Genomic DNA, 25815 nt, shown 5'->3' on the forward strand with positions numbered 1-25815 from the left:
CGTGGCGGGGGTCGTGGTCCGGCGCGCGGGGCGGAGCGAGGGCGTCCCCGACCGCCTCCCACGCAGCCAGGGCGTCCCTCGCTCCCTCCACCCGCGCCCACCCGCACCGTCACCCGCCCACCCGCACCGTCACCCGCCCACCCGCACGTTCATCGCCCCCGTTCCCGGTACGCCGCGCGCTGGGCCTTGGCGATCGACTTCCATCGCGCCCGGCGCTCGGCCGCGAGGCGGGCGTCGGTGCGGGCCGCGGCCCACTCGTCCTCGCGCACGAGCTTGCGGTACGCCGCCCACCGCCGCGCCGGGAGCTCGCCGGCCTCGACGGCGGCCCGCACCGCGCACCCGGGTTCGTGATCATGGGCGCAGTCGGCGAAGCGGCACGCGTCGGCGAGGTCGACGACGTCGGTGAAGGCGCGGTCGATGCCCTCGGCGGCGTCACGCACGCCGACGGCGCGCAGTCCGGGGGTGTCGATCAGCACGCCGCCCGAGGGCAGGGCCACCAGCTCCCGGTGCGCCGTGGTGTGGCGGCCCTTGCCGTCGCGGGCCCGGACCTCGCCGACCGCCAGCACCTCCTCGCCGAGCAGGGCGTTGGCCAGCGTCGACTTGCCGGCCCCGGAGGGCCCGACGAGCACGGTCGTGCCACGCGCCGCGGCCGCGGCCACCACGTCCAGACCCTCGCCGGTCACGGCGCTGACCGCCACGACCTCGGCGCCCGGGGCCGCGAGGGCCAGGTCGGCGACGGCGGCCGGGGAATCCTCGAGCCCGTCGACCTTGGTGAGCACGACCACCGGCGTCGCGCCGCTCTCCCAGGCCAGGGCGAGCAGGCGCTCGACCCGTCCGGGGCGCGACCCGACCTCCGCCGGGACCGCGATCAGGACCGTGTCGACGTTGGCGGCCAGGACCTGGCCCTCGGAGCGGCCCGACGCGTCGGCGCGGGTGAGAACGGTGCGGCGGGGCAGGACGGCCGTCACCACCGACGAGGCGAGGACGACCCAGTCGCCGACCGCCGGCACCTCGCGACCGGGAGCGGCACGGAGCCGCCCGTGCTCGGTGTGGACGTCGACCCGGCCGCGGTCGACGCGCGCCACCCGCCCGGGCACGTGCCCGGACTCGAGGTGCGCGAGGGCGAGCTGCGCCCAGGAGGCGTCCCAGCCGTAGCGGCACAGGACAGGGGCCGGATCAGGTGAGAGATCAGGGGACAACGGAGGAGACCCTTCGAGGAGAGGATCCCGGCGCGCCCCGACCGCGGCGCGGGCGGCGGGCTCACCAGGAGGTGAGGGCGGCGGCGCCTTCATGGCGCCCGTACCGGGCGGCCATGGCATCTCCTCGATCAGGTGCGGGACGGACGCGCCGAGCGTGCCGGGGCGGCGCGGGCGCGCGCCACCCGTTTCCGCCCGTCAGGCCACCTGCAGCGAGCGTCGCGACAGGCCCCACATGTGCCCGTCCATGCGGTCGAGCGCCTCGGCGGCCCAGGCGTCGAAAGTCGCCCGTCCAGCCCGGCGTGCTCCGCCCGGCCAGCATCTCGGGCGTGAGGCAGGGCAGCCCGTGGGTCATGAGGCCCGACCCGGCGACGAGGACGCCCTCACCGCGCGCCTCTTTGTTGCTTCAACCGCGAAAGGTGCGCGACGTGAGTTGAAGCATCAAGTAACCTGGTCCCATGAACGAGGGGCCCTGGCTGGACGACGACGAGCAACGGGCGTGGCGGCGAACCGCGGCGGTGATCACGCTGCTGCCGGCGGCGCTCGACGCCCAGCTGCAGCGCGACGCCGGGCTCACCCAGTTCTCCTACCTGGTCCTCGCGATGCTCTCCGAGGAACCGGGCCGGACCATGCCCATGAGCGCCCTCGCCGCCACCGTCAACTCGTCGCTCTCCCGACTCTCGCACGTCGTGGCGCGGCTCGAGGCGCAGGGCTGGGTGACGCGCGAGCCGTCGCCCGAGAGCGGACGGGTGACCGTCGCGCGGCTCACCGACGCGGGCATGGAGAAGGTGGTCGCGACCGCGCCCGGACACGCCGCCGAGGTGCGTCGGCTCATCTTCGACGCGCTGGACGGCGACGGTGTCGCGTCGCTGGCCTGCGTCACCGCCGCCATCCTCGGACGGCTGGACCCGTCGGGCGCCCTGCGGGCGAACCCGCTGCGTCACGAGACGGGTGATCGACCCACCACGGCGTGATGTCCGGCGGCACGCCCTTGCCGCGCGGCGACGGCCGGGCGCGCACGGCGAACCGGCCGTCGAGGTGGGCGCGGGCCGTGCTCGACACGCACACCTCGCCGGGCCCGGCCACGTCCGTGATGCGGGCGGCGATGTTGACGTCGCGGCCGTAGTAGTCGCCGCCGAGCTGCTGGGGCCGCCCGACGTGCACGCCTGCGCGCAGGTGCAGGTGGTGGCCGTCGACCTCGAGCCCCTCGACCGCGTCGCGGGCCGCCAGCGCCGCCTCGACGGCGTCCTCCGCGGTGGGGAGGACGGCCATCAGCCCGTCGCCGAGGCGCTTGACCACCCGGCCGCGCCGGCGCACGAGCGGCTCGACCTCCGCACCCACCCGGCGCAGGGCCCGCACCGCGACGTCGTCGCCGACCTCGAGCGTCCAGTCGGAGAAGCCCGCGAGGTCGGTGAACAGCACGGCGAGGTGCTCGTCGCTGGGTCGCTCGTCCACCCCGGCGTGCGCCTGCCACACCTGCAGCGCGGTGAGCCCGAGCTCGCGCAGCACGCTCGGGCGGGTCGCGGCCAGCGGCGCGAGCTGCGCGGCGAGGCGGCCGACGGCGTCGTCGCCGGTCGACAGCGGGTCGCCGTAGCCGCTGTCGCCGGGCAGCCACGCGCGGGCCCATTCGAGGGCGGCGAGCAGGCGCGGGTCGCTGTCGAGACGGTCGGCCAGCCGGAAGCGGCGGCGCACCGGATCCCCGTGGCGACCGATCACGTTACCGACGGTAACAGCTACTGCCGGGCGAACCGGGCCACGACGGGGGCCTCGTGAGGGAGGACACCCGGCATCAGGTGGCGTCCGGGTCCAGCGGGGCGACCTCGCCCGGGCCGAGCGGGCGGCGGTCGCGGGCGGGCGGGGACGCCGGGGTGGTGGCCGGTGCCCCGGGTCCCGAGGTCGCCGGCAGGGAGGTCACCGGCGTGCCGGTCGTTCCGGGCGTGGGCGACCCGCTCCACGTGCCGTCGTCGGGCGGCTCGGTGAACAGGTGCTGGCGCACCGCGCGCCGGGGGTCGAGGTCGCGCACCGACCGCAGGTCCTCCAGCGGCTTGCGCAGGTCGTCGAACTCGGGCCCGAGCTCGGAGCGCAGCTGGTCGCGGGCGCCGGTGGCGTAGTCGCGGATGGTCCGCACCGTGTTCGCGACCCACGCCGCGGCCGCCGGGAGCCGTTCCGGCCCGAGGACGAACAGCCCGACGAGGGCGAGGACGAGCAGCTCCGGCCAGCCGATGTTGTCGAACACCCGACCTCCTAGAGCGTGACCTGCAGCGCCAGCGGCCGGCCCTCCCGCACGACGCCGAGCGTGACCACCGACCCCGGCCGGTGGTCGCGGACGGCGACGACGAGCTCGTCGGCCGAGGCGATCGGGCGGTCGTCGACCCGAAGGACCACGTCGCCCTCCAGCAGCCCGGCGCGCGACGCGGGTCCACCCTGGCGCACGTTGAGCACCTGCGCACCGTCCGCGGCTCCGTCCGTGACGGACTTCGCGTTCACGCCGAGGTCGCTGTGGGTGTAACCGCCGGTGCGGATGATCGACTCGGCGATCACGCGGACGTCGTCGATCGGGATCGCGAAGCCCAGCCCGATCGAGCCGCCCTCGCCGCCGCCGAGCGTGCGGATGGCGGTGTTGATGCCGACGACCGCGCCCGAGGTGTCCACGAGCGCGCCCCCGGAGTTGCCCGGGTTGATGGCCGCGTCGGTCTGGATGGCGTCGATGACGGGGTTGGCCTCGGCGGACTCGGCGTCGAGGCGCACCGGGCGGTCGAGCGAGCTCACGATGCCCTCGGTGACCGTGCCGGCCAGGCCCAGGGGCGAGCCGATCGCGATGACGCCGTCGCCCACGCGCAGGGCCGACGAGCGGCCCAGCTGCGCCACGACGGGGTTCGCCAGGTCGACCTTGACCACGGCGATGTCGGTCTGCGGGTCGCGCCCGACCACCCGCGCCGGCGCGCGCAGACGCGAGGCGAACACCGCCTCGAGCCTCGCCCGCGGGTCGGTGGCGGCGAGCTCGACGACGTGGTTGTTGGTGACGATGTAGCCGTCCGGGCTGAGCACGACTCCCGAGCCGGTGCCGCCGCTCGTGCCGGCCTGCAGCTCGAGGGAGACGACGGCCGGGGCGACCCGCCCGGCGACCTCGGCCACCGACCCCGGCGGGCGCTCCCGCCCGGGCTCGACCGGTGTCAGCGTGGCGCCCGGGTCGACGAGGCTGTCCGCGCCGCCCGCGACCGCCCAGCCGGTGACGCCGCCCACCGCGCCCAGCAGCAGCGCGACGACGGCGAGCAGGGCCAGCGCGGTGGGCTGCACGCGCCGGCCGAGGATCAGCTCCCGCGCGGAGAGCCGGGGCCCGACGGGCGGGGTGCTGCTGCGGGTCCGCTGCTCCCCCAGCGCCGGGCCGCCGAGCTCGGCGGCCGCGTCGGGGTCGCGCCACGGGTCGGCGGACGCGGTCCCGCCGTCCCAGAAGTCGCCGGGCTCGTCCTCGCGGTCGGCCCGGCGGTCGGCACGACGGTCGGCGGGCCGGTCGGGGCGCTGCAGCGAGGTGGCGGCGCCGCCCTCGGGCCGCCCGAACGCGGCCACCAGCGCCGGGGCCGGGGGCTCGCGGCGGACGGGCGGTGGGTGGCGCACCGTGTCGCTCGGGGGCCCGCCGAAGGCGCCCTCCACGCCCGCCGGGCGCCCGAACACCGCGGCCAGCTCACGCTCGCCGGCGCCGTGCCCGTTGGTCTCGTGCCCGTTCGTCTCGTGCCCGTTCGTCTCGTGCCCGTTCGTGAGGGCACCGTTCGCCTCGTGCCCGTTCGTCGGGGCACCGTTCGCGGAGCCACCGTGGGCGGGGACACCGCCCGCGACCTGCCCGGTCGCGACGTGGCCGTTGCGGGACGGCCGCGCGGGCGTGCCGTGCCCGTTCGTCGCCTCGCCCCGGTCGTCGGTGGGTCCGGTCATCGCGCCTCCCGGACGTCACCCGGGGTGGACAGGCTCGTGGTGCTCATGGCCCCTCCACCGTAGAGCCTCGCGGCCGGACCCGCGTCGACACGGTCACAGCCTGCGACCGTGGGGGTGAAGGAGCCGTCAGCGGTGTGCCGGTCTCAGGGCGCGCCGGGTCCGTGCAGCGCCGGGCCGGACGCCGGTGCCGGGGCGGGCGTGGGGGTCGGGGCGGGCGTCGGGGCCGGCGCGCCGGCGGACACCGGGGCCACCGGCGCGGCGCCGCCGTCCCGGCGCACGGTGAGGTCCGTGGCGGCCGCGGTCGAGCTCGGACGCACCGACGCGCCGGCGGGCGCCCCGTTGCTCGAACCGCCGGCCACCACGGCCGGCCCGGTGATCGCAACCAGCGCCGCAGCGCCGACGACCACCCCGGAGCCGACCGCGACCGGGACGCCGAACCCGCGACGGCGACCGCGGCGGCGCCGGCGGGCGTCGGCGCTCCCGTCGGGGGCGCCGACCGGCACCACGAGCGAGCCGTCGGAGTCGACCGAGAGACCGGCGGGCGGCTCGGGCAGCGGCGCGGCGTCGGGGATCGAGCGCAGGGCGGTCAGCAGGCCGCTGGGCACGGACGGGCACTCGGCGGTGCGCACACGGCGACGCGCCTGGCGCTGGGCGGCGACCTCGCCGGCGCAGGACAGGCACCGATCGACGTGCGCCGCCGCGCGGTGGGCCGGCCCGGGCGGGAGCTCGTCGTCGACGAAGGCCACGACGGCGTCGAGCGCGAGGTGACCCGCATCGGTGAAGCGGCGCGACCAGCCGGAGCCGCCGCGTCCGGCGATCACGTCGCGCTCCCCGGTGCGGCCGACCTCTCGGCGGCGCGGGCCTCGAGCGCGGAGCGCAGCGCCTGGCGCCCACGGTGGATTCGGCTCCTCACGGTCCCCAGTTTGACACCGAGCGTCGCTGCGATCTCCTCGTACGAGAGCCCTTCGACGTCACAGAGCACGACGGCGGCGCGGAACTCGGGGGCGAGCGCGTCCAGGGCGCCCTGCAGGTCGGGGTCGAGGTGGGCGTCGGACCACACCTGCTCGGGGTCGGGCCCGCCGCCGGGCAGCCGGTCGGTGTCCTCGGGCAGGCCCTCCATCCGCAGGCGCGCGCGGCGGCGGACCATGTCGAGGAAGAGGTTGGTGGTGATGCGGTGCAGCCAGCCCTCGAACGTGCCGGGCTTGTAGCCGGCCAGCGAGCGGAAGACGCGGATGAAGGTCTCCTGCGTCAGGTCCTCCGCGTCGTGGGCGTCGCCGGTGAGGCGGAAGGCGAGACGGTAGACGCGGTCGGCGTGCTGCCGCACGACGTCGTCCCAGGTGGGCGGCACCCAGGGGGTCTCCGCCTCGGGACCGTCGTCGGCGTCGACCGCGTCCTCCCGCTCGAGGAGCGCGGTGGCCGTCCCCCGCGCGGACGGTCCGTGCCCCTCCGGCGCGGTGCCGGGGAGCGCGTCGGCGGCAGGGGCGGGGCGGTCGGCCATCGGCGTACGGGCTCCTCGCTCGTGCGGGCGTCGGTCGGGGCGCCGACGTGGCCCCCACCCTCTCGGGCGGGCATGTCACCGAGGTGAGGTCGGCCTGAGAGGCGGCTGAGTTTCCGGAGGAGCCGGGGTGTGGCCCGACCGGGTCATCGGCGTGTCGGCGCGGCACGCCGCCCCGGGCCCGGGGACGATCTAGCCTGCCCTGATGGCGACGGGACGCCCGGGCGGGCGCGGGGGGCACGGGGGGCGAGGCGGGAGCCTGCGCGGCACGCCCCGGGCCCTGCGCGCGGTCCGCCGCCCTGCCGACGCCGACGACCCCGCGGACGTCCCGGCCCCCGAGGTCCCGGTCGGCGACGACACGCGGGCGGCCACCCGCGTCGCGGAGCGCGCGTCGTCCTTCGTCGAGGAGGACGAGCTGCTCGCACGCCTGCGCGAGCGCTCGGTCGCGGCGGGGGTCGTCCCCGTCGCGCCCGCGACCGCGGCCGCGCTGACCTTCCTGGCCGCGTCCACGCGGGCGCGCGCCGTCGTCGAGATCGGCACCGGACTAGGGCTCGGCACCGTGGCGCTGCTGCGCGGAATGCCCGCCGACGGCCTGCTGACCAGCATCGATCCCGACGGCGAGCGCCAGGCGCAGGCCCGGGCCGCGTGCGTCGAGGCGGGGTTCGCCGCCGGGCGCGTGCGCATGATCGCCGGCTCGTCGCGGCAGGTGCTGCCGCGGCTCTCCGACGCCGGCTACGACCTCGTGGTCGTCGACGGTGCGACCACCGACTTCCCCCGCGACCTCGAGGCCTCGCTGCGGCTGCTGCGCCCCGGCGGCGTGGTGGTGCTCGACGACGTGCTCTGGCAGGGCCGCGTGGCCGACCCGGTGCGCCGCGAGGCCGTCTTCGGCGCCCTGCGGGAGACGGTGCGCGCGGTGCGCGAGGACGAGCGCCTCGTGCCGCTGCTGCTGCCCGTGGCGCACGGACTGCTCTGCGCCGCCCGCCGCTGACCCCGCCATCGCCGGCCGCCTCCCGCCGACGGTCCTGTGGCTCGGGATCGCCGGGGCCGGGCTCGTCCCGGCGGGCCGCTGCTCCACCGGGCCCTGACGACTTGATCCCGGCCCGCGGCGTCGGAGTCCGGCGGACCTATGCACAAGATCGCGTCGGGGCCGACGTCCTCGCGGCGCACGCCCGGGGAGGCGGCCCCGCCGGTCCGGCGGGAGCTCGGCACAAGATCGCGTCGAGCTCGGCACCGCGCGAGCGCCCCGGAGCGAGCAGCGAAGGCGTCCCTCGCTGCGCGCCGAGCAGCCAAGGCGTCCCTCGCGGTGCCCGACGCGGCGAAGGCGGCCCTTGCTCCGCGCTCCCAGTTGAGCGAACGTGCCGTTCGCTGCATACGGTGGAGCGAACGGGCCGTTCGTGGCCTCGGTCGGCGGGGGCGAGCGCAGGCGCGCCGGCCCGGAGCTGTCGCTCTCGATGCGATCTTGTGCCTAGCTCCCGGGACCGTCGAGCAGCCACCACGGCCCCACGAGCTCGTCGGCCGCGGCGCGATCTTGGCCATAGGTCGGCCGGGACGCCTCGGCCCGGCAGGCAGACGGAATCGTCGGCGCGGCCGGCACGTCGAAACCCCGTGACCACCTCACCGCCCGAGGACGGCGCGCGGACCCTGATGGCCCGGTGCCGGGACCTGCTCGGGGGCAGCGCCGATGCTCGTCCTGCGACTCGGCGAGTGGACGCGTCAGGCGCGGGAGGCGCAGAACTCGACGAGGGTGCGGGCGGCGAAGCCCGTGGCGCCCTTGGCGACCTCCTCGTGGGGGCTGTCACAGCGCGCCGGGCCCGCGATGTCGAGGTGGATCCACGGCCGCCCCGCGGTGAAGCGGCGCAGGAACAGCGCGGCCGCGATCGCCCCGGGCCCGCCCGGGGCCTGGCGCACGTCGGCGATGGTCGAGTCGACGTCCGGGTCGAGGTCGGCCGACAGCGGCATCGGCCACCACGCCTCGCCCGTCGCGTCGCCGGCGTCGACGAGGGCCGTGCGCAGGGCGGGGGCGCTGGCGAACACCCCGCCGGTGCGCACGCCGAGCGCGACCTTCATCGCCCCGGTGAGCGTGGCGACGTCGACCACCACGTCCGGCGCGAGCTCGTCCAGGGCGTAGGCGATGGCGTCGGCGAGCACCATGCGGCCCTCGGCGTCGGTGTTGGTGACCTCGGTGGTCGTGCCGCCGCGGTGCCGCACGACGTCGCCGGGCCGGTAGGACGAGCCCGACACGTGGTTCTCGGCGAGCGGCACGAGGCCCGTGACCCGCACCGGGACGCGCAGCCGGGCCAGCGCGCGCAGCGCGGCCACGACCGCGGCGCCGCCGGCGCAGTCGGTGCGCATGTCGGCCATGCCCGCGTTCGGCTTGATCGAGATGCCGCCGGTGTCGAACGTGATGCCCTTCCCGACGAGCACGACGTGCTCGCCGCGGGCGTCGTCGGGCGCCCAGCTCAGCTCGAGCAGCCGTGGGGGGCGGGACGACCCGCCGCCCACGGCCAGCACGCCGCCGAAGCCCTGCTCGGCGAGCCAGGTCTCGTCGCGGACCATGACCCCGAGGCCGTCGGCGTCCGCGACCAGCGCCGTGGCGGTGGCGGCGAACCAGGCGGGCGACTTGGTGCCCGACGGGGTGTCGGCGAGGTCGCGGGCCCGGGCGGTGGCGTGCGCGAGCTCGACGGCGCGGTTGACGACCCCGAAGTGCTCGGCGGGGACGTCGAGGTGCACGCGTAGCGCCGGGCGGTCCCCCGCCCGGACGGTGAAGCGGTGGGAGCCGAGGACGACCCCCACGGCCAGGGCGGCCCACTCGTCCGCCGTGGCGGGGGCGTCCTCGGGCCGGTCGGGACGCAGGGCGGCGACGCGGCGCTCGGCACCGTCGCCGTCGGACCTGCTGTGGGAGCCGCTGCCGTCCAGGGCCGCGGACGAGGCGTCGCGCAGGGCCCGGACGGCCGCGGCCCCGGCCGCGCGCCAGTCGCGGCCGCGGCCCTCCCCGACGCCGACCAGCCAGTGGCCGGGCGCCGGACCGGGCAGCGCGACGACCGCGCCGGCCGACGGCTTCCAGCCGGGCGGCGCACCCTCGACCGCAGGGCCGGGGTCGTCGGTGGAGGACCCGGTGGAGGACTCGGCGGCGGGCTCGTCACGGCGCCGCCAGCGCAGGGTGGCGACGGCCTCCGGCGGCGGGGCGGGGGTGAGCTCGGCGAGCGGGGTGGGCAGGGCGGGGGCGGCGAAGGGCACGGTCTCGGCCGCGGTGGCGGACACCGTCTCGCCCCCGCCCGGCGTGGGGGCGCTCAGCCGATCACGCCCTGCAGGGCCTCCCGCAGGTCGCCCGCCTCGTCGGCGGTCATCTCGACGACGAGGCGCCCCCCACCCTCGAGCGGCACGCGCATCACGATGCCGCGCCCCTCCTTGGTGACCTCGAGGGGACCGTCACCGGTCCGGGGCTTCATGGCCGCCATAGCGTGCTCCCTCCGCGAGCTGCGTCGTCCCCGTCCCCCGGGTCACCCCGGGGAGCGAGCGCCGTGTGACAGGCGACGATTCTTCACCATGCACCCGACCGGCACGACACCGGAGCGATCACCCGGGCGTGTCCGCCCCCGGTCAGGGGCCGCTGCGCGGCCCCGCGGCGTCCACCGCGCGGAAGCACCCGGCGACGTGGTCGTCGACCATCCCCGTCGCCTGCATGAGCGCGTAGCACGTCGTCGGGCCCACGAACCGGAAGCCGCGGGCGCGCAGCGCCGTCGCCATGGCGGTCGATTCCGCGGTGGTGGCGGGGACGTCGGAGAAGTCGGCCGGCGGCGCCTCGCGCGGGGGCGGCGCGAACGACCAGAGCAGGGTGTCCAGGTCCTCGCCCCGCTCGGCGAGACCGAGGACCGCCCGGGCGTTGGCGATCGTCGCCGCGATCTTGGCGCGGTTGCGGACGATGCCGGCGTCGGCGAGCAGGCGGGCGACGTCGTCGTCGCCGAACGCCGCCACGGCCTCGGGGTCGAAACCCGCGAACGCGGCGCGGAACGCGGGGCGCTTGCGCAGCACGACGAGCCAGGAGAGCCCCGACTGGAACGCCTCGAGGCTGATGCGCTCGAACAGCGCGTCGCGGCCGCGCAGCGCCCGGCCCCACTCGGTGTCGTGGTACTCGGCGAGCAGGCCGTCCCCCGCGCCCCAGGGGCAGCGGCCGACGCCGTCCGGGCCGACGACCGCGGCCGTCACGGGGTCACCGTGCCGCCCGTTCGCAGCGGCGGGCCAGCTCGTCGAGCGAGCGCTGCAGCCCCCAGGCGAAGACCGGCTTGACCAGCGGCCAGCCGGCGGCGCCCAGGGGACCCAGGGGCAGGTCGAGGTACTCGCTCATGGTGAACGTCGACCCCTTGCGCCCGTCGGCGGTGGTGCGCTCGGCGACGGTGAAGACCCCGCTGCCGCGGATGATCCGCCCGACGTGGCGGACGGTGGCGCGGTGCGGCGGCTCCCACCCGACGAGCTCGATGTGGTCGGTGACCCCGACGGGCCCGACGCCGGTGAAGGCGGCCACGCGGGTCCCCGGGCTCACCCCGTCGCCGTGGGTGACGCGCACGCGGGTGCCCATCATCCACTCGCCCTGGGACTCCCAGTCCATGACCTCGCGCCACACCGTCTCGACCGGGGCGTCGATGTCGACCGACACCGCGATCTCTGCTCGTGCCACGCCGGGCTCCTGCCTGCCGCGTCTCCCCCGCGGCTCAGCGCCGCGGGCCCTCGACGCCGGTCATTCCCCGCAACGCCCCCGACGACGCGCCGGAGCCGCCGGCATCACCACCGTCGGCCCCCGCGCGCACGGTCGGGTCGGTCGGGGACGGGTCGGCGAGCCCGCCGGACGAGGGGGCGGACGACGGAGCGGCGTGCCCGTTGCGGGTCGTCGGCGTCGCCTCGGCCGCACCCTCCATCGCCTCCAGGCGGGCACGCAGGGCGTCGACCTCGGCCGCGAGGCGCTCCAGCGCCCAGTCGACCTCGCTGCACTTGTAGCCGCGCAGGGCCTGCTGGAAGCGCAGGTCGCGGACGTCGCCGCCGGTGAGGTCGCGGGCGGGCAGGCGCGTCGGCGTGGCGCCGGGCGGCATGGGCGCCAGCTCCTCGCCGCGACCGAAGACGAAGGCGGCGACCAGGTAGACCGCGGCGGCCACGAGGCCGACCACGATCACGTACACCAGCGCGCTGCCCATGGCCCCCGATCGTAGGGGTGAGGGCGTCAGGCGCCGGTGGCCCGCAGGGTGGCCAGGGGCGGGCGGTCGGCCGTGGCCACGTGCTGCTCGTCGGGGAGCCAGTCGCCGTCGACGGGCACGAACTGGGTCAGCGGGTCGCTGCCCGGGTGGGCCGGCACACAGCGGCGCAGGACGGCGTCGAGCACCTCGGCCGCGGTGGCGCCCAGGGCGCGCAGGCCGCGGTGCCGGTGCTTGCGGACGCCCAGGTCGACCTGCGCGATGGCATCGAGGCCCCGCTCGCGGTGGGTGTCGAGCAGCAGCCCGATCTCCACGCCGTAGCCGGCGGCGAAGGGCAGGGACTCGAGCAGCTCGCGGGTGGCGGCGTACTCGCCGCCGAGGGGCTGGATGACCCCGGCGAGCTCGGGACGCAGGGCGGCCAGGGCGGGGCGGGCGGTGAGCTCGGTGACCCGCCCGCCGCCGGTGAGGGCGGCGTCGTCCTCGGTCCTACCGGGAGCAGGGATCCGCAACGGTCGGTGGTAGAAGCCCTTGACCAGCGCCACCCCGTCGGCGGTCAGCAGCGGCCCGAGCAGGTGGACGACGAAGCCGGGGCCGAGGTCGACGAGGTCGGAGTCGAGGAAGACGACGAGGTCGCCGGACGTCGCGGCCAGCGAGCGCCACAGCACCTCGCCCTTGCCCGGGCGCACCGGGACGTCGGGCAGCACCTCGTCGCGGGCCACGACGCGCGCGCCGGCCGCGCGGGCGCGCTCGGCGGTGGCGTCGGTGGAGCCGGAGTCGACGACCACGAGCTCGTCGACCAGCGTGCCGAGCAGCGGGCGCACGGCGGCGACGACCCCGCCGACCGTGGCCTCCTCGTCGAGGGCGGGGAGCACGACGGAGACCGTCCGCCCCCGCTTGGCGGCGACCAGCTCCCCGGCGGTCCACGGCGGCCGCGGCCACGTCCGCCGCGCGAACCACTCCTCCGTCGCGGCCCTCACTTTGCGCTCCGCGCTCGTGAGTGCTTGTCCGTGCCCCGGCACGGACAAGCACTCACGAGGCCGCTAGGCCAAAGCACGGACGGTCCGGACCGGGGCGCGGTCGCCGCGGATGGCGGAGACCATGTCGACGACCCGACGGGTGGCGGCGACCTCGTGGGCGCGGAACATCCGCGCGCCGGCGCGGGCCGCGACGGCCGTGGCGGCCAGGGTGCCCTCGAGGCGCTCGGTGACCTCGCTGGTGCCGAGGGTCTCGCCGATGAAGTCCTTGTTCGACAGCGCCATGAGCACCGGGCGCCCGAGCGCCACGATCTCCTCGAGGCGACGCAGCAGCTCGAGACCGTGGAAGGTGTTCTTGCCGAAGTCGTGGGTCGGGTCGACGAGGATCCGGGACGGATGGACCCCCGCGCGCTCGTGCGCCTCGGCCTGGCGGGTCACCTCGGCGACCACGTCGGCCACGACGTCGACGTAGCGCACGCGGTGCGGGCGGGTACGCGGCACGGCGCCGCCGGTGTGCGAGCACACGATGCCCGCCCCGAACTCGGCCGCGACCTCGCCGAGGCGCGGGTCCACGCCCGCCCAGGTGTCGTTGAGCAGGTCGGCGCCCGCCGCGCACACCTCGCGCGCCACCTCGGCGCGCCACGTGTCGACGCTGATCGCGACCTCGGGGTACCGGGCGCGCACGGCCTCGACGGTCGGAAGCACCCGGCGCAGCTCCTCGGCGACGCCCACCCCGGGCCCGGGGCCTGCCTTGACCCCGCCGACGTCGATCACGTCCGCGCCCTCGGCGACCGCGCGGTCCACCGCGTGCAGCGCCGCACCGGGGTCCCACGCCGAGCCCCGGTCGTAGAACGAGTCGGGCGTGCGGTTGACGATCGCCATCACCGCGATCCGCCCGTCGTCGGGCAGCAGCGGCCGGTCGGGACGAGCGGACATCACCCCGATCCTGACACGCGCGACGTGCTGACCGCCGGGTCGAGCGCGTCGAGGGCGGCCCCGATCCCCGCGACGCGCACCACGCCCGCCATTCCGCGCGCGGAGACGAAGCCGGTGCCACGAAGCCCGTCGAGCCAGGCGAACAGCGGGTCGTAGTGACCCTCCGGGTCGAGCACCACCACCGGCTTGTCATGCATCCCGAGCGCGCGCGAGGTCCACGCCTCGAACAGCTCCTCGAGCGTGCCCAGCCCGCCGGGCAGCGCGAGGACGGCGTCGCAGCGCTCGTCCATCTCCCGCTTGCGGATGCGCATGTCCGCGACGACCACGAGCTCGTCGGCCTCGTCGTCGGCGACCTCGTGGGCCACCAGCGCCTCGGGGATCACGCCCACGGTCCCCGCGCCGCCCGCCCGGGCGGCGCGGGCGACGGCACCCATCATCGACACCCGCCCACCGCCGGAGACCAGGCTCCAGCCGCGCGCGGCGATCGCCGTCCCCACCTCCGCGGCCAGGTCGAGCGCCGCGTCCGGCACCGGTCCGGACGCGCAGAACACGCAGATCCTCACGACCCCACGACCTCGCGGAACCCCTCCTCGACGATGGTCACGACCTCGTCGATGTCGTCGGTGAGGTGGATCAGCTCGACGTCGCCCTTGCTGATCGTCCCGGCGTCGACGGCCGGGCCGGCGAGCCACTCGACGAGCCCGCCCCAGTACTCGGTGCCGAGCAGCACCACCGGGAACCGGGTGACCTTGCCGGTCTGCACGAGCACCAGCGCCTCGAACAGCTCGTCGAGCGTCCCGAACCCGCCGGGCAGGCAGACGAAGGCCTGCGCGTACTTCACGAACATCGTCTTGCGCGCGAAGAAGTAGCGGAACCCGACGCCGAGGTCGACCCACGGGTTGAGGCCCTGCTCGAAGGGCAGCTCGATCCCCAGCCCGACCGACAGCCCGCCAGCCTCGGACGCGCCGCGGTTGGCGGCCTCCATCACGCCGGGTCCCCCGCCGGTGATGACGGCGTAGCCCGCCCGCGCCAGCGCCCCGCCGAGCGCGACGCCGCGCTCGTAGTCGGGATGTCCGGGCGAGGTGCGGGCCGAGCCGAACACCGTCACCGCGCGCGGGATCTCGGCCAGCACGCTGAAGCCCTCGACGAACTCGGCCTGGATGCGCTGGATGCGCCAGGCGTCGGAGTGCACCCAGTCGGCCGGGCCGCGCGAGTCGAGCAGGCGCTGGTCGGTGGTGGACGACAGCCGGGCCGGGTCGCGGTGCTCGGCGCGCCGGCGGTCGATCGTCGTCGGGCGCGGCGAGGTCGCGTCCCGGCCGGCGGGGTCGTCGTGCAGCAGGTCCGGTCGCTCGCTCATCGGGGCGGCTCCGCGCGCCGGATGGGTCGACCTCCGCTGCGTCTCCCGGTCATGCCCCGGAGCCTAGGAGCCCGACCCGAACGGGGCCCGGCCGTGGGCCCACCGCGCGGGGAAGCGCAGGCCTCGGACCGGCGGGACCGGGCTATCCTGCCCACCCGCGTCACGGTCGCGGCGGAGGACGGGGATGGCGACGGCACGCACGCTGGGGCTCGCGGCCCTGCTCGGCGCCGCCGTCGGCGCGCTCGCGGGGGTCTACCTCCTGCTCGTGCGCCTCGGCATCGACCTCGTCTGGGACGGCTACCGCCCGCGGCTGCCGGGGCCGGTGTGGCTCGTGACCCCCGCCGTGTGCGTCGCGGGCGGGCTCGTCGTGGGCCTCCTGCGGCGGCGCCACGACGCCGACACCCCGCACGACCTCGACGACGCCCTCGCCCGCCTCGACGCCGACCTGAGCGCTCCCGAGGCCGACGCGGGACCGCCCCCGCTACGCAAGCCGACCTGGCTGCTGCGCGCGGGGGTGCTGGGGATCGTGTCGTTGAGCGCCGGCGCGTCGCTGGGCCCCGAGGCACCGCTGCTGCTGCTGGCCGCCGGGGTCGGCGAGCGTGTGGCGCGAATCCTGCGGCTGTCGCGGGCCGAGGCGGTGACGATCTCGGCCGCCGGGGCGCTCTCGGGGCTGTTCGGCGGGCCGCTGGGGGCCGTGGCGCTGGCGGCGGAGCCCGGCGGGCGCGCGCGGACGGTCCGCCTGCTCGGCCCCGGGCTCGTCGCCGCGGTGACCGGTCTCGTCGCCCTGCTGCTCGTGCTGCCCGACGGGCACGGGCTGCGCTACGACCTGCCCGAGCTGCCGTCGGGATCCGCGAGCGCCCTGCTCGGCATCCTGGGGTGGTCGGTGGTGGCCGCGCTGCCCGGCCTCGCCGTCGGGCTGGCGGTGGCGCTCGCGACCGGCCCGCTGCGTCGCCTGGCCGCCCGCGCCCTCCCCTCCCCGGTGCTGCGCGCCGCGGTCGCCGGCCTCCTGCTCGGCGTCTGCGGGGCGGCGGTGCCCCTGACCCTGTTCTCCGGCGAGCACGAGGTGGAGGCGCTCGTGGCGGCCGGTGCCGGCGCCGGCGCCCTGCTCGGGCTCGCCCTGCTCAAGATCGTCGCCACCCTGTCCTGCCTCGCCGGGGGCTGGTTCGGCGGGCAGATCTTCCCGGTCGTCCTCGCCGGGATGGCGACGGGCCTGGCCGTCGGGGCGCTCGCGCCCACGGCCCCGGTGACCGCGCTGCTCGCCGCCAGTGCCGCCGCCGCCGTCGGGGTGGTGCTGCGCCGCCCGCTCGCGGTCGTGCTGATCCTGCTGGTCTTCCTGCCGCTCTCGGCGCTCGTCCCTCTCGTCGTCGGGGCGGGGGCCGCAGCTGCGGTGACCGCGCTCGCGGGCGAGCACCTCCCCGCGCCGGAGCACGAGTGAGCCCCGCGTCCGGCTGATCGCCGGTTTCGCGCCCGGGATCCCGTGGCACCCGTTGTTGAACGCACAACAGTTCTCGACTCCGGGAGGCACCCCCGTGGCCACGGTCACGCCCAAGGTGGCGATCATCTACTACAGCTCCACCGGCACGATCCACGCGCTGGCGCAGGAGTACGCCAAGGGCCTGGAGAACGCGGGCGCCGAGGTGCGCATCCGCAAGGCGCGCGAGCTCGCGCCGCAGGAGGCGATCGCGTCCAACGAGGCCTGGCAGCGCCACCTCGAGGAGACCGCCGACGTCCCCGAGGCCACGGCCGACGACGTGCTGTGGGCCGACGCCGTCGTGTTCGGCACGCCGACCCGCTACGGCAACGTCACCGCGCAGCTCAAGCAGTTCATCGACACCCTCGGCCCGCAGTGGGCGCAGGGTCAGCTGGCGGACAAGGTGTACTCCGGGTTCACCTCGACCGCGACCGCCCACGGCGGTCAGGAGTCGACGCTGCTCGCGCTCTACAACACGATCCACCACTTCGGCGGCGTGCTCGTGACCCCGGGCTACACCGACCCGATCCAGTTCCGGACGGGGAACCCCTACGGCCCCTCGCACGTCGACGGCCAGGGCTCGATCCCGATCTCGGACGAGACGCGCCAGGCCACGCAGTACGCCGGCGAGCGCATCGCGACCGTCACGCGCCAGCTCGTCGCCGGCCGCAGCGAAGTCGCCGCGGTCTGAGCCGTTCGGCCGAGCCCTCGATGTCAGCGGTGTGGCACCACGGACACTGAACGTCTGCGGTGCCACACCGCTGACAACTCCAGGCTGCTCCGTTCAGCCGCGGCCGAGGTAGGCGCGCAGGACGTCCGTCGCGGCCGTGACGGCCTCGACCGGTACCGACTCCTCGCGCGTATGGGCGAGGTTCGGGTCGCCGGGGCCGAAGTTCAGCGCCGGGATCCCGAGGGCCGCGAAGCGGGACACGTCGGTCCAGCCGTACTTGGCCACCGGGGTGGTGCCCGTCGCCGCGACGAAGTCGGCGGCCGCGGGCTCCGCGAGCCCCGGCAGCGCCCCGGGCGCCGCGTCGGTCTCGGTGACGTCGAACCCGTCGAACACCTTGCCCAGGTGCGTGCGGGCATCGTCGAGCGACCGGTCCGGGGCGAAGCGGAAGTTGACCGTCACCTCGCACGTGTCAGGCACGACATTGCCCGCGACGCCGCCCGCGATGCGCACCGCCTGCAGGCCCTCGCGGTAGACGCAACCGTCGATGTCGACCTCGCGGGCGCGGTAGCTCTCCAGCCGCGCCAGCACCGGCGCCGCGGCGTGGATCGCGTTGGCGCCCAGCCACGACCGCGCCGAGTGCGCGCGCCGCCCGGACGTGCGCACCACGACGCGCATCGTGCCCTGGCACCCCGCCTCGACCTGCCCGTTGGTCGGCTCGCCGAGCAGCGCGAGGTCGGCGTCGAGCCAGTCGCGATGCTCGCGCTCGAGGCGCCCGAGCCCGTTGCGCGCGGCCTCGACCTCCTCGCAGTCGTAGAGCACCAGCGTCACGTCGAGGGCGGGCTCGGCGAGTGCGGCGGCGAGGTGGGTCATCACGGCGACGCCCGACTTCATGTCGCTGGTCCCGCAGCCGTAGAGCGTCGCGCCCTCCCGTCGCGAGGGGACGTTGTCGGCGATCGGGACGGTGTCGAGGTGCCCGGCCAGCAGCACGCGCCGCGCACGGCCGAGCCGGGTGCGGGCGAGCACCGCGTCCCCGGAGCGCAGCAGCTCCAGGTGCGGGGCCTGCGCCGCGAGCGCGGACTGCACGGCGTCGGCCAGCGCCGCCTCGTCGCCCGACACGCTCGGCACGTCGACCAGGGCGGCGGTCAACGACACCGGGTCGGCGAGCAGGTCCAGGGTGACGGGCGGGGCGCTCACGGGGCGGGAGGCTAACGGGGCGTTCGGTCGGTGTGCGTGGTGTGTCGCCCGCCCTCACCCGTCGGCGTCGGCGGGCGGGCGCCCGAGCACGAGCAGCGCGGCGACCACCAGGGCCACGGCGAGCAGGGGCACCGACCATCGCGCCGCCCCGAGCAGCACCGCCGCCACGGCCGCCCCGAGCACGAGCGCGACGAGCTGGCGCAGCGCCAGGACGCGCCGCGGCGGGCCACCGGTGACCAGCACGGCCACCGCGCCGGTCAGCGTGCCGGTGAGGTAGGTCGTCGACTCGCCGAGCCGCAGCGCCGTGCTGCTCTGGGCCCCCATCGCGAGCGCGGCGCCCGCCAGCAGGACGAGCAGCACCGTCGGCCCCGGCACGACCAGGGGCCAGGCGACCGCGAGCCCGACGAGCACGACGAGCTCGGCCGCCAGCGGCCGGGCGAGCGCCGCGGGTCGGCGGCGTCCGGCGAACGACCACCCCGCAGCACCGAGGGCGAACCCGAGCACCGCCACCAGCGGCGACACGAGCGCCGTCCCGTCACCGCGCCCGGCCGCGCCGCCGAGGGTGACGAGGTTGCCGGTCACGACCCCGGCGAACGGCCCGCCGAGGCTCGTCACCGCCCACAGGTCGACCACGCCGGCGGCGGCCGCGAGCAGCGTCGACGCCGTCGCCACCCGGACCGGCCCCCGCTGTCCCGCGTGAGGATGCGCCACCGGGATAGCCTGACGGGCGATGAGCACCCCCGCCCCGCGCCCCACCCGCGCCCTCGGCGTCGGCCTGGCCACACTGGCCCTCGACGGCACCGTCCTCGACACCTGGTACCCGCTGCCCGAGCTGACGGAGGCGGGCGGTGACGTCGGCGGGGGCATGGCCGAGGAGCCGGGCACCGTCGTCGTCCCGGCCGGGGAGCTCGAGCCGTCGCTGGTCGACGCGCTGGGCACCGACCAGGACCGCGGCGTCGAGGTCGTCGCGGTGCGCACCGTCGCCGACCTCACCGGCCCGCCCGCCACCGCCTACGACGTCTACCTGCGCCTGCACCTGCTCTCCCACCGGCTGGTGCGCCCGCACGAGGTCGACCTGTCCGGCATCTTCGGCCACCTCGCCAACGTGGTGTGGACCAACCACGGCCCCTGCCCCGTGCCCGACTTCGAGCGCGTGCGCGCCCGCCTGCGCGGCCGCGGGCCGGTCACGGTCTACGCGGTCGACAAGTTCCCGCGGATGGTCGACTACGTCATCCCGTCCGGCGTGCGCATCGGCGACGCCGACCGCGTGCGCCTCGGCGCGCACCTCGCACACGGCACCACCGTCATGCACGAGGGCTTCGTCAACTTCAACGCCGGCACGCTGGGCACCTCGATGGTCGAGGGGCGCATCTCCGGCGGGGTCGTCGTGGGCGACGGCTCGGACGTCGGCGGCGGCGCGTCGATCATGGGGACGCTCTCGGGCGGCGGCAAGGAGGTCGTCTCGGTGGGCGAGCGCTGCCTGGTCGGCGCCAACGCCGGGCTGGGCATCTCGCTGGGCGACGACTGCGTCGTCGAGGCCGGCCTCTACGTCACCGCCGGCACCCGGGTCACCCTCTTTGATGATCAGCACGCCGATACGGGTGCCGTGGTGAAGGCCGTCGAGCTCTCCGGGCGCTCCGGACTGCTCTTCCGCCGCGACTCGGTCAGCGGCGCCGTCCACGCCCTGCCGCGTACCGAGGGCGCGAAGGTCGAGCTCAACACCGCCCTGCACGCCAACGACTGAGTCAGTCCCGCCAGACCAGGGCGAGGGTCAACCGGGCCCGGACCTCGGGGTCGTGGAGCGCGTCGCCGTAGAGATCGTGCAGGCGTCCGAGCCGGTAGCGGATCGTCTGCGGGTGGACGTGCAGCTCCTCGGCCATGGCCCGGCGGTCGCCCATGTGCCACAGCCACGACCGCAGGGTCTCGCGCAGCCGGTCGCGCGAGGAGGGCGGGCAGGCCTCGAGCGGGGCCAGGACCTGCTCGCCGAGCGCGTCGAGCAGCCGCCGGTCGCGGTGGACGATGATTGCGTCGAGGTGGTCGGCGACGAAGACGGGGTCGTCGCAGAGCAGGTGCTCCTTCGTCAGCCGCGCGGCGATCTCGGCCAGCTGCAGGCTCTGGGCGAGGCGCTCGGGCGGCACCGGGGCGCCCACGGTCGCGTGCGCGCCCCGCAGCAGTCCCGCGAGCGCGGCCCGGCCGCCCGCGCGGGAGCGCGCCGGCACGACCGCCCCGACCAGCGGCGGGCGGCGGATCGGCAGGGCGTCCGGGTCGAGCCGGGAGAGCGCGCGGCGCCCCGTGGCGTCCTCGGGCTCGACGAGGACCACCGCGACCTTCTCCGGCACCGGCCAGTCGGCGCGCCGGGCCGCGGCGCGGACCGCGGCCGGGTCGGCCGGCTCGGCGAGCATGACGTCGACGAGCTCCTCGCGGTGGCGCTCGCGCAGCGCCCCGGCCTCCTCCTGCTCCAGGACGTAGCCGTGTGCCGACGCCGACGAGAGCCGGTCGACGAAGAAGAAGACGGTCTCGGCGAGGGCCGCCACGGCGTCCGGCGTGAGCCCCACCTCGAGGGCGGCCGCCGAGACGTGGTGCCAGAAGACCCGGACCCCGATCTGGTAGACGGCGAGCAGGTCGGGCAGGTCCCGGCCCTCGCGCCACTGCGAGCGGCCGAGCTCCTCGAAGAACTCCCGCTCCTCCGCGCGCTCGGCCTCCCCGTCCTGGGCCCGCGACAGGACCCGGCCCAGTACCGCGAGGACGCCCGCGGTCACCTCCTGCTCGTGCTCGACGAGGAAGCGCGCGTAGTCGGGCACCCGGCACGCGAGCGCCTCGCGGGCCTCGGCCAGGAGCTCGGGCACGCGACGCTCGATCGCGGTGGTCAGGGCCGCGGAGCTCACGATCACACACCACCTCTGGCGTGGCGGCCGCGCGGTGTCGGCGGCGCGGCCACCCCGGACGACGGTTCCCGGGGTCATTGGTGTCGCGACGACAAGAAGCACTAGCCGGATCTGGCCGTCCGGGTCAAGAGTTGTCCTGCCTCCCACACGCAGCATCGGGGCGTGCGCCACGACGTCGAGGCCCGCGACGCGGTGACGTCCGGCGACGACCGGCGGCTGCGCGATGCCGAACGCTCCGAGAACTTCCCCGTCGCCCTCCGCGCGCTCCCGGCCGCGCGCCGGGCGACCCTGCGGCGCGTCTACGCCGTGGTCCGCACGATCGACGACGTCGGCGACGAGGGCGACGTCCCGCCCGCCGAGCGGCTCGCCGCCCTCGACGAGCTCGACGACGACCTCGACGCGGTGTTCGCCGGCCGGCGTCCGCGCTCGCCGGTGGTCGCGGCGCTCGCGCCCGACACGGGCCTGCTGAGCGCGGAGCCGTTCCACGATCTCGTGACCGCGAACCGCCGCGACCAGACGACGACCCGCTACGCCACACGGGACGACCTGCTCGACTCCTGCCGGCTCTCCGCGGTGCCGATCGGGCGGCTGGTGCTCGCCGCGTTCGCCGTCGACGTCCCACCGGCCGCCGTCGCGGAGTCCGACCGGATCTGCACGGCGCTGCAGCTGCTGGAGCACCTCCAGGACGTCGCCGAGGACCGCCGTCGCGGCCGTGTCTACCTGCCCGCCGACGCCCGCGCGGCCGGCGGCGTCGCCGAGGAGGACCTCGACGCCCGAGCCGCCTCCCCCGCCCTCGCGCGCCTCGTCCGCGCGGAGACGGCCGCGGCGCGGGCGCTGCTGGTCTCCGGGATTCCGCTGGTCGGGCGGCTGCGGGGCGCGGCGCGTCTGGCCGTCGCCGGTTACGCCGCCGGCGGGCTCGCCGCCGCGGACGCCCTCGACCGCACCGGCGGCGACGTCCTCGCCCACACGGCTCGCCCGCGCCGCCGCGACGTCGCACGGCACCTGGCCCGGCTCGCGATCCGTCCGCCCGGAGGGAGACCAGCACCGTGACGATGGCCACCACCGACGTCCGGGTGTCCCGGGCCTACGCCACCTGCGAGGCCATCACCCGCACCCAGGCCCGCAACTTCCACTACGGCATCCGCCTGCTGCCCCCGGAACGCCGCGCGGCCCTGTGCGCGGTCTACGCGCTCGCCCGCCGCATCGACGACATCGGCGACGAGCACGGGGAGACCGCGGCGAAGCGCGCCGCGCTCGCGGCGCTGCGCGCGCAGGTGGGCCTGCTGCCGGACGGGCCGGGCGGCGTCGGCGACGACCCGGTGCTCCTTGCCGTCGCCGACGCCGCCCGCCGCCACCCGGTCCCGATCGCCGCTTTCGGCGAGCTGGTCGACGGGGTGGAGGCCGACGTCACCGCGGACGAGACCGCCGCCCGCACCGGTGCCCCCGCGGCGCCGTACGGGAGCTTCGACGACCTGCTCTGGTACTGCCGCTGCGTCGCGGGCTCGGTCGGGCGGCTCTGCCTCGGGGTCTTCGGCACCCGGACGGACCCCGCCGGAGACGCGGCGCGCCTCGCCGACACCCTCGGGCTCGCCCTCCAGCAGACCAACATCCTGCGCGACATCCGCGAGGACCTGGTGCACGGGCGGATCTACCTGCCGGCCGACGAGCTCGCCGCAGCCGGCGTCACGCTGCGCCTGCGCGGCGACGGCGCCCTCGACGACCCCGACGGGGCGCTGGCCGACCTCGTCCGCGACGCCGCCCACCGTGCCCGCGCCTTCTACGCGGAGGGCCTGGAGCTGGTGCCGCTCCTCGATCGCCGCAGCGCCGCGTGCACCACCGCGATGGCCGGCATCTACCGGCACCTGCTCGACGACATCGCCGCCGACCCCCGTCGTGTCTACGACCGGCGGCTGAGCCTGTCGGGGCGGCAGAAGGCGCTGGTCGCAGCCCGCGCGCTGACGGGGTGGGGGCGGTGACATTCGTGGGGACATTCGTGGGGACATTCGTGGGGACACCCGGGGGGACCCCCGTCGGGACATCGGTGGTGGTGCTCGGCGGCGGGCTCGCGGGTCTGGCCGCGGCGCTGCGGTGCGCCGACGCCGGGCACGAGGTGACGCTGGTCGAGCGCCGGGCGCGTCTGGGCGGGCTGGCGGGCTCGTTCCGCCGCGGCGACGCGACGGTCGACACCGGCCAGCACGTCTTCCTGCGCTGCTGCACCGCCTACCGCGGGCTGCTCGACCGGCTCGGCGTCGCCGGTTCGGTGACCCTGCAGGACCGGCTCGACGTCACGGTCCTGCGCCCGGACGCCCGGCCGGCCCGGCTGCGCCGCGACCGGCTGCCCGCGCCGTGGCACCTCGGGCGCGCCCTGCTGCGCTACGACCCGCTGTCCTGGCGCGACCGCCTCGCCCTGCCCCGCGCCGCGGCCGCCCTGCGCCGGCTCGACCCGGCCGACGTCGCGGTCGACGCGCGGTCGTTCGGCGACTGGCTGCGCGACCACGGGCAGGGCCCGGCGGCGGTCCGCGCGCTGTGGGACCTCATCGGCACCCCGACCCTCAACGCGCGCGCCGACGACGCCTCGCTCGCGCTCGCCGCGACCGTCTTCCGCCTCGGGCTGCTCTCCGACGCCGGCGCCGCCGACATCGGCTGGGCGGCCGTGCCGCTCGGGGCGCTGCACGACACCGCCGCGCGCCGCGCGCTGGAGGACGCGGGCGTGCGGGTGCGGCTCGGGACGACGGTGCTCGACGTCGGGGCCGACCGGCGGGTGACGGTGGCGGGCCGCGACCGGAGGCGCGACGTCCTGCACGCCGACGCCGTGGTGTGCGCGCTGCCGGCCGAGGTCGCCGCGTCCGTGCTGCCCGCCCCGCTCGGGCCGCGGCTCGCGGCGTCGGCCGACGCGCTCGGAGCGAGCCCGATCGTCGACGTGCACCTCGTGTGGGACCGCCCGGTGCTGCCGGTGCCGTTCGCCGCCGGGCTGGACACCGAGGTGCAGTGGGTGTTCGACCGCTCGGCGGCGCACGGCGCGCTGCCCGAGGGCGCGCAGTACCTCGTCGTGTCGCTGTCCGCTGCGGACGCCTACCTGCCGGTGGGTGCGACGGCGCTGGTCGAGCGGTTCCGCGCCGAGCTCGCCCGGCTCCTGCCCGGAGCGCGGGAGGCCCGGCTCCTCGACGGCTTCGTCACCCGGGAGCCCCGGGCGACGTTCCGGCCGGCTCCGGGCACCGCCGCGCGGCGCCCGGTCGCCCGCACCGCGCTGCCGGGCCTGGCGCTCGCCGGCGCGTGGACCGACACCGGCTGGCCCGCGACGATGGAGGGCGCCGTGCGCAGCGGGGAGGCCGCGGCCGCGGTCGTGTCGCACCACCGGGACCGTGCGGAGGTCGCGGCGTGACCGCCGTCGTGGGCCCGACGCGCCGGCCGCCCGGGACCGATCCGGCGCTCGTCGACGTCCCCGCCGTCCTGCGACGCTGCCGGGCGCTCGTCGACCCGGCGCTGCGCGCGGCGGTGGCCCGGCTCGACCCGACCACCGGCGCGCAGGCCGGCTACCACCTCGGCTGGACCGGCCGGGACGGCGCGCCGGCTCCCGGCGGGGGCGCGGGGGGCAAGGCACTGCGCCCGGCATTGGCGCTGCTGACCGCGCGCGCGTGCGGCGCCGACGAGCGCGTCGCCGTGCCCGGCGGTGTCGCGGTCGAGCTGGTGCACAACTTCTCGCTCCTGCACGACGACCTCATCGACGGTGACACCGAGCGCCGCCACCGGGCCACGGTCTGGGCGCTGTGGGGCGCTCCCTCGGCGATCCTCACCGGTGACGCGCTGCTCGCGCTGGCCCAGGAGGTGCTGCTCGACGGAGCAGGGGACGCGGCGGGAGACGGGACCGCGTCGAGCTCGACCCGTCGGGGGAGCCCGGAGGCGGCGCTGCTGCTGAGCCGCACGGTGCGGGAGCTGGTCGGCGGCCAGGTCGCCGACGTGGCCTTCGCCGACCGCGACGACGTCGGCGTCGACGAGTGCCTGGCGATGGCGCACGGCAAGACGGGGACGTTGCTGGGGACGAGCACCGAGATCGGCGCCGTCCTCGCCGCCGCGCCCGCGCCCGCGCGAGCGGCCCTGCGGACGTTCGGGGCGGAACTGGGCCTCGCGTTCCAGCTGATCGACGACCTGCTCGGCATCTGGGGCGACCCCGCCGTCACCGGCAAACCGGTGCTCGCCGACCTGCGGGAGCGCAAGAAGTCGCTGCCCGTGACGTGGGCGGTCGTGCACGGCGGCGACGCCGGCCACGAGCTCGCCGCCTGGCTCGCCCGCCCCGACGACCCCGACACCGGCCCCGACGACGAGCTGGTCCTGCGTCGCGGCGCCGCCCTGGTCGAGGCGGGCGGCGGGCGCGCCTGGGCCGGCGCCGAGGCCCGCCGCCGGCTCGCCGCGGCCGAGGCCGCGCTGGCGACGCTCGACGAGCACCTGCCCGCCACCGACGCCCCGACCCACCGGGCCCGGGCCGAGCTGGTCGCGCTCGGTCGCCATCTCGCCGACCGGGAGGCCTGA

General features: G+C 77.0%; 27 protein-coding genes. 9 read left to right on the plus strand and 18 right to left on the minus strand.

Features of this window, described 5'->3' with window-relative positions:
* Positions 1–149: 149 nt before the first annotated feature.
* The gene (gene rsgA / locus C8D89_RS16765) at positions 150–1199 is read right to left on the minus strand and encodes a ribosome small subunit-dependent GTPase A (protein ID WP_243418170.1); all 1050 of its coding nucleotides are present in this window, start codon (positions 1197–1199) and stop codon (positions 150–152) included.
* Positions 1200–1654: 455 nt separating this feature from the next.
* Between rsgA and C8D89_RS16770 the strand changes: the two genes are divergently transcribed.
* The gene (locus C8D89_RS16770) at positions 1655–2170 is read left to right on the plus strand and encodes a MarR family winged helix-turn-helix transcriptional regulator (protein ID WP_116709260.1); all 516 of its coding nucleotides are present in this window, start codon (positions 1655–1657) and stop codon (positions 2168–2170) included.
* Here C8D89_RS16770 and C8D89_RS16775 read toward each other — a convergent pair.
* The 5 genes from C8D89_RS16775 to sigE form a co-directional block, all read right to left on the minus strand.
* Positions 2076–2912: an adenylate/guanylate cyclase domain-containing protein gene (locus C8D89_RS16775; RefSeq protein WP_243418171.1), complete on the minus strand. Its 837-nt coding sequence runs from the start codon at positions 2910–2912 to the stop codon at positions 2076–2078. The two genes, C8D89_RS16770 and C8D89_RS16775, sit on opposite strands and share 95 nt — an antisense overlap.
* A gap of 73 nt (positions 2913–2985) precedes the next feature.
* Positions 2986–3432, minus strand: a complete 447-nt coding sequence (tatB, locus tag C8D89_RS16780; RefSeq protein WP_116709261.1) for a Sec-independent protein translocase protein TatB — start codon at positions 3430–3432, stop codon at positions 2986–2988.
* Between the two features lie 8 nt (positions 3433–3440).
* Positions 3441–5123 carry a S1C family serine protease gene (locus C8D89_RS16785; protein ID WP_207787267.1) on the minus strand — a complete coding sequence of 561 codons (1683 nt, stop codon included), beginning with the start codon at positions 5121–5123 and terminating at the stop codon, positions 3441–3443.
* A gap of 143 nt (positions 5124–5266) precedes the next feature.
* Positions 5267–5944: a zf-HC2 domain-containing protein gene (locus C8D89_RS16790; protein ID WP_116709262.1), complete on the minus strand. Its 678-nt coding sequence runs from the start codon at positions 5942–5944 to the stop codon at positions 5267–5269.
* On the minus strand, positions 5941–6621 hold the full coding sequence (gene sigE / locus C8D89_RS16795; RefSeq protein ID WP_165825750.1) for an RNA polymerase sigma factor SigE: 681 nt from the start codon (positions 6619–6621) through the stop codon (positions 5941–5943). Before sigE ends, C8D89_RS16790 begins: the two co-directional genes overlap by 4 nt.
* Before the next feature lie 202 nt (positions 6622–6823).
* On the opposite strand from sigE, the gene C8D89_RS16800 reads away from it, so the two are divergent.
* Positions 6824–7606 (plus strand): O-methyltransferase, encoded by a 783-nt coding sequence (locus C8D89_RS16800; protein WP_133251934.1) that lies wholly within the window; start codon positions 6824–6826, stop codon positions 7604–7606.
* Positions 7607–8331: 725 nt separating this feature from the next.
* On the opposite strand, the gene C8D89_RS16805 is transcribed toward C8D89_RS16800, so the two are convergent.
* From C8D89_RS16805 to C8D89_RS16845, 9 genes are all read right to left on the minus strand, one after another.
* On the minus strand, positions 8332–9879 hold the full coding sequence (locus C8D89_RS16805) for a leucyl aminopeptidase family protein (protein WP_243418172.1): 1548 nt from the start codon (positions 9877–9879) through the stop codon (positions 8332–8334).
* 29 nt (positions 9880–9908) lie between these two features.
* On the minus strand, positions 9909–10076 hold the full coding sequence (locus tag C8D89_RS16810) for a DUF3117 domain-containing protein (protein ID WP_116709263.1): 168 nt from the start codon (positions 10074–10076) through the stop codon (positions 9909–9911).
* Positions 10077–10218: 142 nt separating this feature from the next.
* Positions 10219–10824, minus strand: coding sequence for a DNA-3-methyladenine glycosylase I (locus C8D89_RS16815; RefSeq protein WP_116709264.1), 606 nt, complete (start codon positions 10822–10824; stop codon positions 10219–10221).
* A gap of 4 nt (positions 10825–10828) precedes the next feature.
* Entirely contained in the window at positions 10829–11293 is a 465-nt protein-coding gene (locus C8D89_RS16820) for an SRPBCC family protein (protein WP_116709265.1), read from the minus strand.
* A 34-nt stretch (positions 11294–11327) separates the two neighbouring features.
* The gene (locus C8D89_RS31155) at positions 11328–11804 is read right to left on the minus strand and encodes a DivIVA domain-containing protein (RefSeq protein WP_116709266.1); all 477 of its coding nucleotides are present in this window, start codon (positions 11802–11804) and stop codon (positions 11328–11330) included.
* Positions 11805–11830: 26 nt separating this feature from the next.
* Positions 11831–12778, minus strand: a complete 948-nt coding sequence (locus C8D89_RS16830; protein WP_116709267.1) for a glucosyl-3-phosphoglycerate synthase — start codon at positions 12776–12778, stop codon at positions 11831–11833.
* Between the two features lie 63 nt (positions 12779–12841).
* The gene (gene folP / locus C8D89_RS16835) at positions 12842–13711 is read right to left on the minus strand and encodes a dihydropteroate synthase (RefSeq protein WP_116709268.1); all 870 of its coding nucleotides are present in this window, start codon (positions 13709–13711) and stop codon (positions 12842–12844) included.
* The gene (locus C8D89_RS16840; RefSeq protein ID WP_116709269.1) at positions 13711–14274 is read right to left on the minus strand and encodes an LOG family protein; all 564 of its coding nucleotides are present in this window, start codon (positions 14272–14274) and stop codon (positions 13711–13713) included. The genes folP and C8D89_RS16840 overlap by 1 nt, the downstream gene beginning before the upstream one ends.
* A complete protein-coding gene (locus C8D89_RS16845; protein WP_116709270.1) occupies positions 14271–15068 on the minus strand; it encodes an LOG family protein in 798 nt (265 codons plus the stop codon). The genes C8D89_RS16840 and C8D89_RS16845 overlap by 4 nt, the downstream gene beginning before the upstream one ends.
* 184 nt (positions 15069–15252) lie before the next feature.
* Here C8D89_RS16845 and C8D89_RS16850 point away from each other — a divergent pair, with 184 nt between their 5' ends.
* Both C8D89_RS16850 and wrbA read left to right on the plus strand, forming a co-directional pair.
* Positions 15253–16503, plus strand: a complete 1251-nt coding sequence (locus tag C8D89_RS16850) for a chloride channel protein (RefSeq protein WP_116709271.1) — start codon at positions 15253–15255, stop codon at positions 16501–16503.
* Between the two features lie 94 nt (positions 16504–16597).
* A complete protein-coding gene (gene wrbA / locus C8D89_RS16855) occupies positions 16598–17230 on the plus strand; it encodes an NAD(P)H:quinone oxidoreductase (protein WP_116709272.1) in 633 nt (210 codons plus the stop codon).
* Positions 17231–17323: 93 nt separating this feature from the next.
* Here the strand turns inward: wrbA and dapE are convergent, their stop codons facing one another.
* Both dapE and C8D89_RS16865 read right to left on the minus strand, forming a co-directional pair.
* On the minus strand, positions 17324–18403 hold the full coding sequence (gene dapE / locus C8D89_RS16860) for a succinyl-diaminopimelate desuccinylase (RefSeq protein WP_116709273.1): 1080 nt from the start codon (positions 18401–18403) through the stop codon (positions 17324–17326).
* Between the two features lie 54 nt (positions 18404–18457).
* Positions 18458–19114 (minus strand): DUF1275 family protein, encoded by a 657-nt coding sequence (locus C8D89_RS16865; RefSeq protein WP_165825751.1) that lies wholly within the window; start codon positions 19112–19114, stop codon positions 18458–18460.
* Between the two features lie 19 nt (positions 19115–19133).
* On the opposite strand from C8D89_RS16865, the gene dapD reads away from it, so the two are divergent.
* Entirely contained in the window at positions 19134–20147 is a 1014-nt protein-coding gene (gene dapD / locus C8D89_RS16870; RefSeq protein ID WP_116709274.1) for a 2,3,4,5-tetrahydropyridine-2,6-dicarboxylate N-succinyltransferase, read from the plus strand.
* A 1-nt stretch (position 20148) separates the two neighbouring features.
* On the opposite strand, the gene C8D89_RS16875 is transcribed toward dapD, so the two are convergent.
* A complete protein-coding gene (locus C8D89_RS16875; protein WP_243418173.1) occupies positions 20149–21288 on the minus strand; it encodes a PucR family transcriptional regulator in 1140 nt (379 codons plus the stop codon).
* A 162-nt stretch (positions 21289–21450) separates the two neighbouring features.
* On the opposite strand from C8D89_RS16875, the gene hpnC reads away from it, so the two are divergent.
* Genes hpnC through C8D89_RS16895 form a run of 4 tightly spaced genes read left to right on the plus strand, consistent with a single transcriptional unit; the run spans position 21451 to position 25815 of the window.
* The gene (hpnC, locus tag C8D89_RS16880) at positions 21451–22338 is read left to right on the plus strand and encodes a squalene synthase HpnC (protein WP_207787268.1); all 888 of its coding nucleotides are present in this window, start codon (positions 21451–21453) and stop codon (positions 22336–22338) included.
* 2 nt (positions 22339–22340) lie between these two features.
* The gene (locus C8D89_RS16885) at positions 22341–23264 is read left to right on the plus strand and encodes a squalene/phytoene synthase family protein (RefSeq protein ID WP_116709358.1); all 924 of its coding nucleotides are present in this window, start codon (positions 22341–22343) and stop codon (positions 23262–23264) included.
* Between the two features lie 29 nt (positions 23265–23293).
* Positions 23294–24670, plus strand: coding sequence for a hydroxysqualene dehydroxylase HpnE (gene hpnE / locus C8D89_RS16890; protein ID WP_243418174.1), 1377 nt, complete (start codon positions 23294–23296; stop codon positions 24668–24670).
* Positions 24667–25815: a polyprenyl synthetase family protein gene (locus tag C8D89_RS16895; RefSeq protein ID WP_243418175.1), complete on the plus strand. Its 1149-nt coding sequence runs from the start codon at positions 24667–24669 to the stop codon at positions 25813–25815. Before hpnE ends, C8D89_RS16895 begins: the two co-directional genes overlap by 4 nt.

Source organism: Actinomycetospora cinnamomea, from assembly GCF_003096675.1.
Classification (GTDB): domain Bacteria; phylum Actinomycetota; class Actinomycetes; order Mycobacteriales; family Pseudonocardiaceae; genus Actinomycetospora; species Actinomycetospora cinnamomea.

What these genes read in the sequence shown, in the direction of transcription:
- C8D89_RS16770 (WP_116709260.1), top strand. Translation starts at nt 1,655, where the DNA reads ATGAACGAGGGGCCCTGGCTGGACGACGACGAGCAACGGGCGTGGCGG.
- C8D89_RS16785 (WP_207787267.1), bottom strand. Translation starts at nt 5,123, where the DNA reads ATGACCGGACCCACCGACGACCGGGGCGAGGCGACGAACGGGCACGGC.
- sigE (WP_165825750.1), bottom strand. Translation starts at nt 6,621, where the DNA reads ATGGCCGACCGCCCCGCCCCTGCCGCCGACGCGCTCCCCGGCACCGCG.
- C8D89_RS16800 (WP_133251934.1), top strand. Translation starts at nt 6,824, where the DNA reads ATGGCGACGGGACGCCCGGGCGGGCGCGGGGGGCACGGGGGGCGAGGC.
- C8D89_RS16810 (WP_116709263.1), bottom strand. Translation starts at nt 10,076, where the DNA reads ATGGCGGCCATGAAGCCCCGGACCGGTGACGGTCCCCTCGAGGTCACC.
- C8D89_RS31155 (WP_116709266.1), bottom strand. Translation starts at nt 11,804, where the DNA reads ATGGGCAGCGCGCTGGTGTACGTGATCGTGGTCGGCCTCGTGGCCGCC.
- folP (WP_116709268.1), bottom strand. Translation starts at nt 13,711, where the DNA reads ATGTCCGCTCGTCCCGACCGGCCGCTGCTGCCCGACGACGGGCGGATC.
- C8D89_RS16845 (WP_116709270.1), bottom strand. Translation starts at nt 15,068, where the DNA reads ATGAGCGAGCGACCGGACCTGCTGCACGACGACCCCGCCGGCCGGGAC.
- C8D89_RS16850 (WP_116709271.1), top strand. Translation starts at nt 15,253, where the DNA reads ATGGCGACGGCACGCACGCTGGGGCTCGCGGCCCTGCTCGGCGCCGCC.
- dapD (WP_116709274.1), top strand. Translation starts at nt 19,134, where the DNA reads ATGAGCACCCCCGCCCCGCGCCCCACCCGCGCCCTCGGCGTCGGCCTG.
- C8D89_RS16885 (WP_116709358.1), top strand. Translation starts at nt 22,341, where the DNA reads ATGGCCACCACCGACGTCCGGGTGTCCCGGGCCTACGCCACCTGCGAG.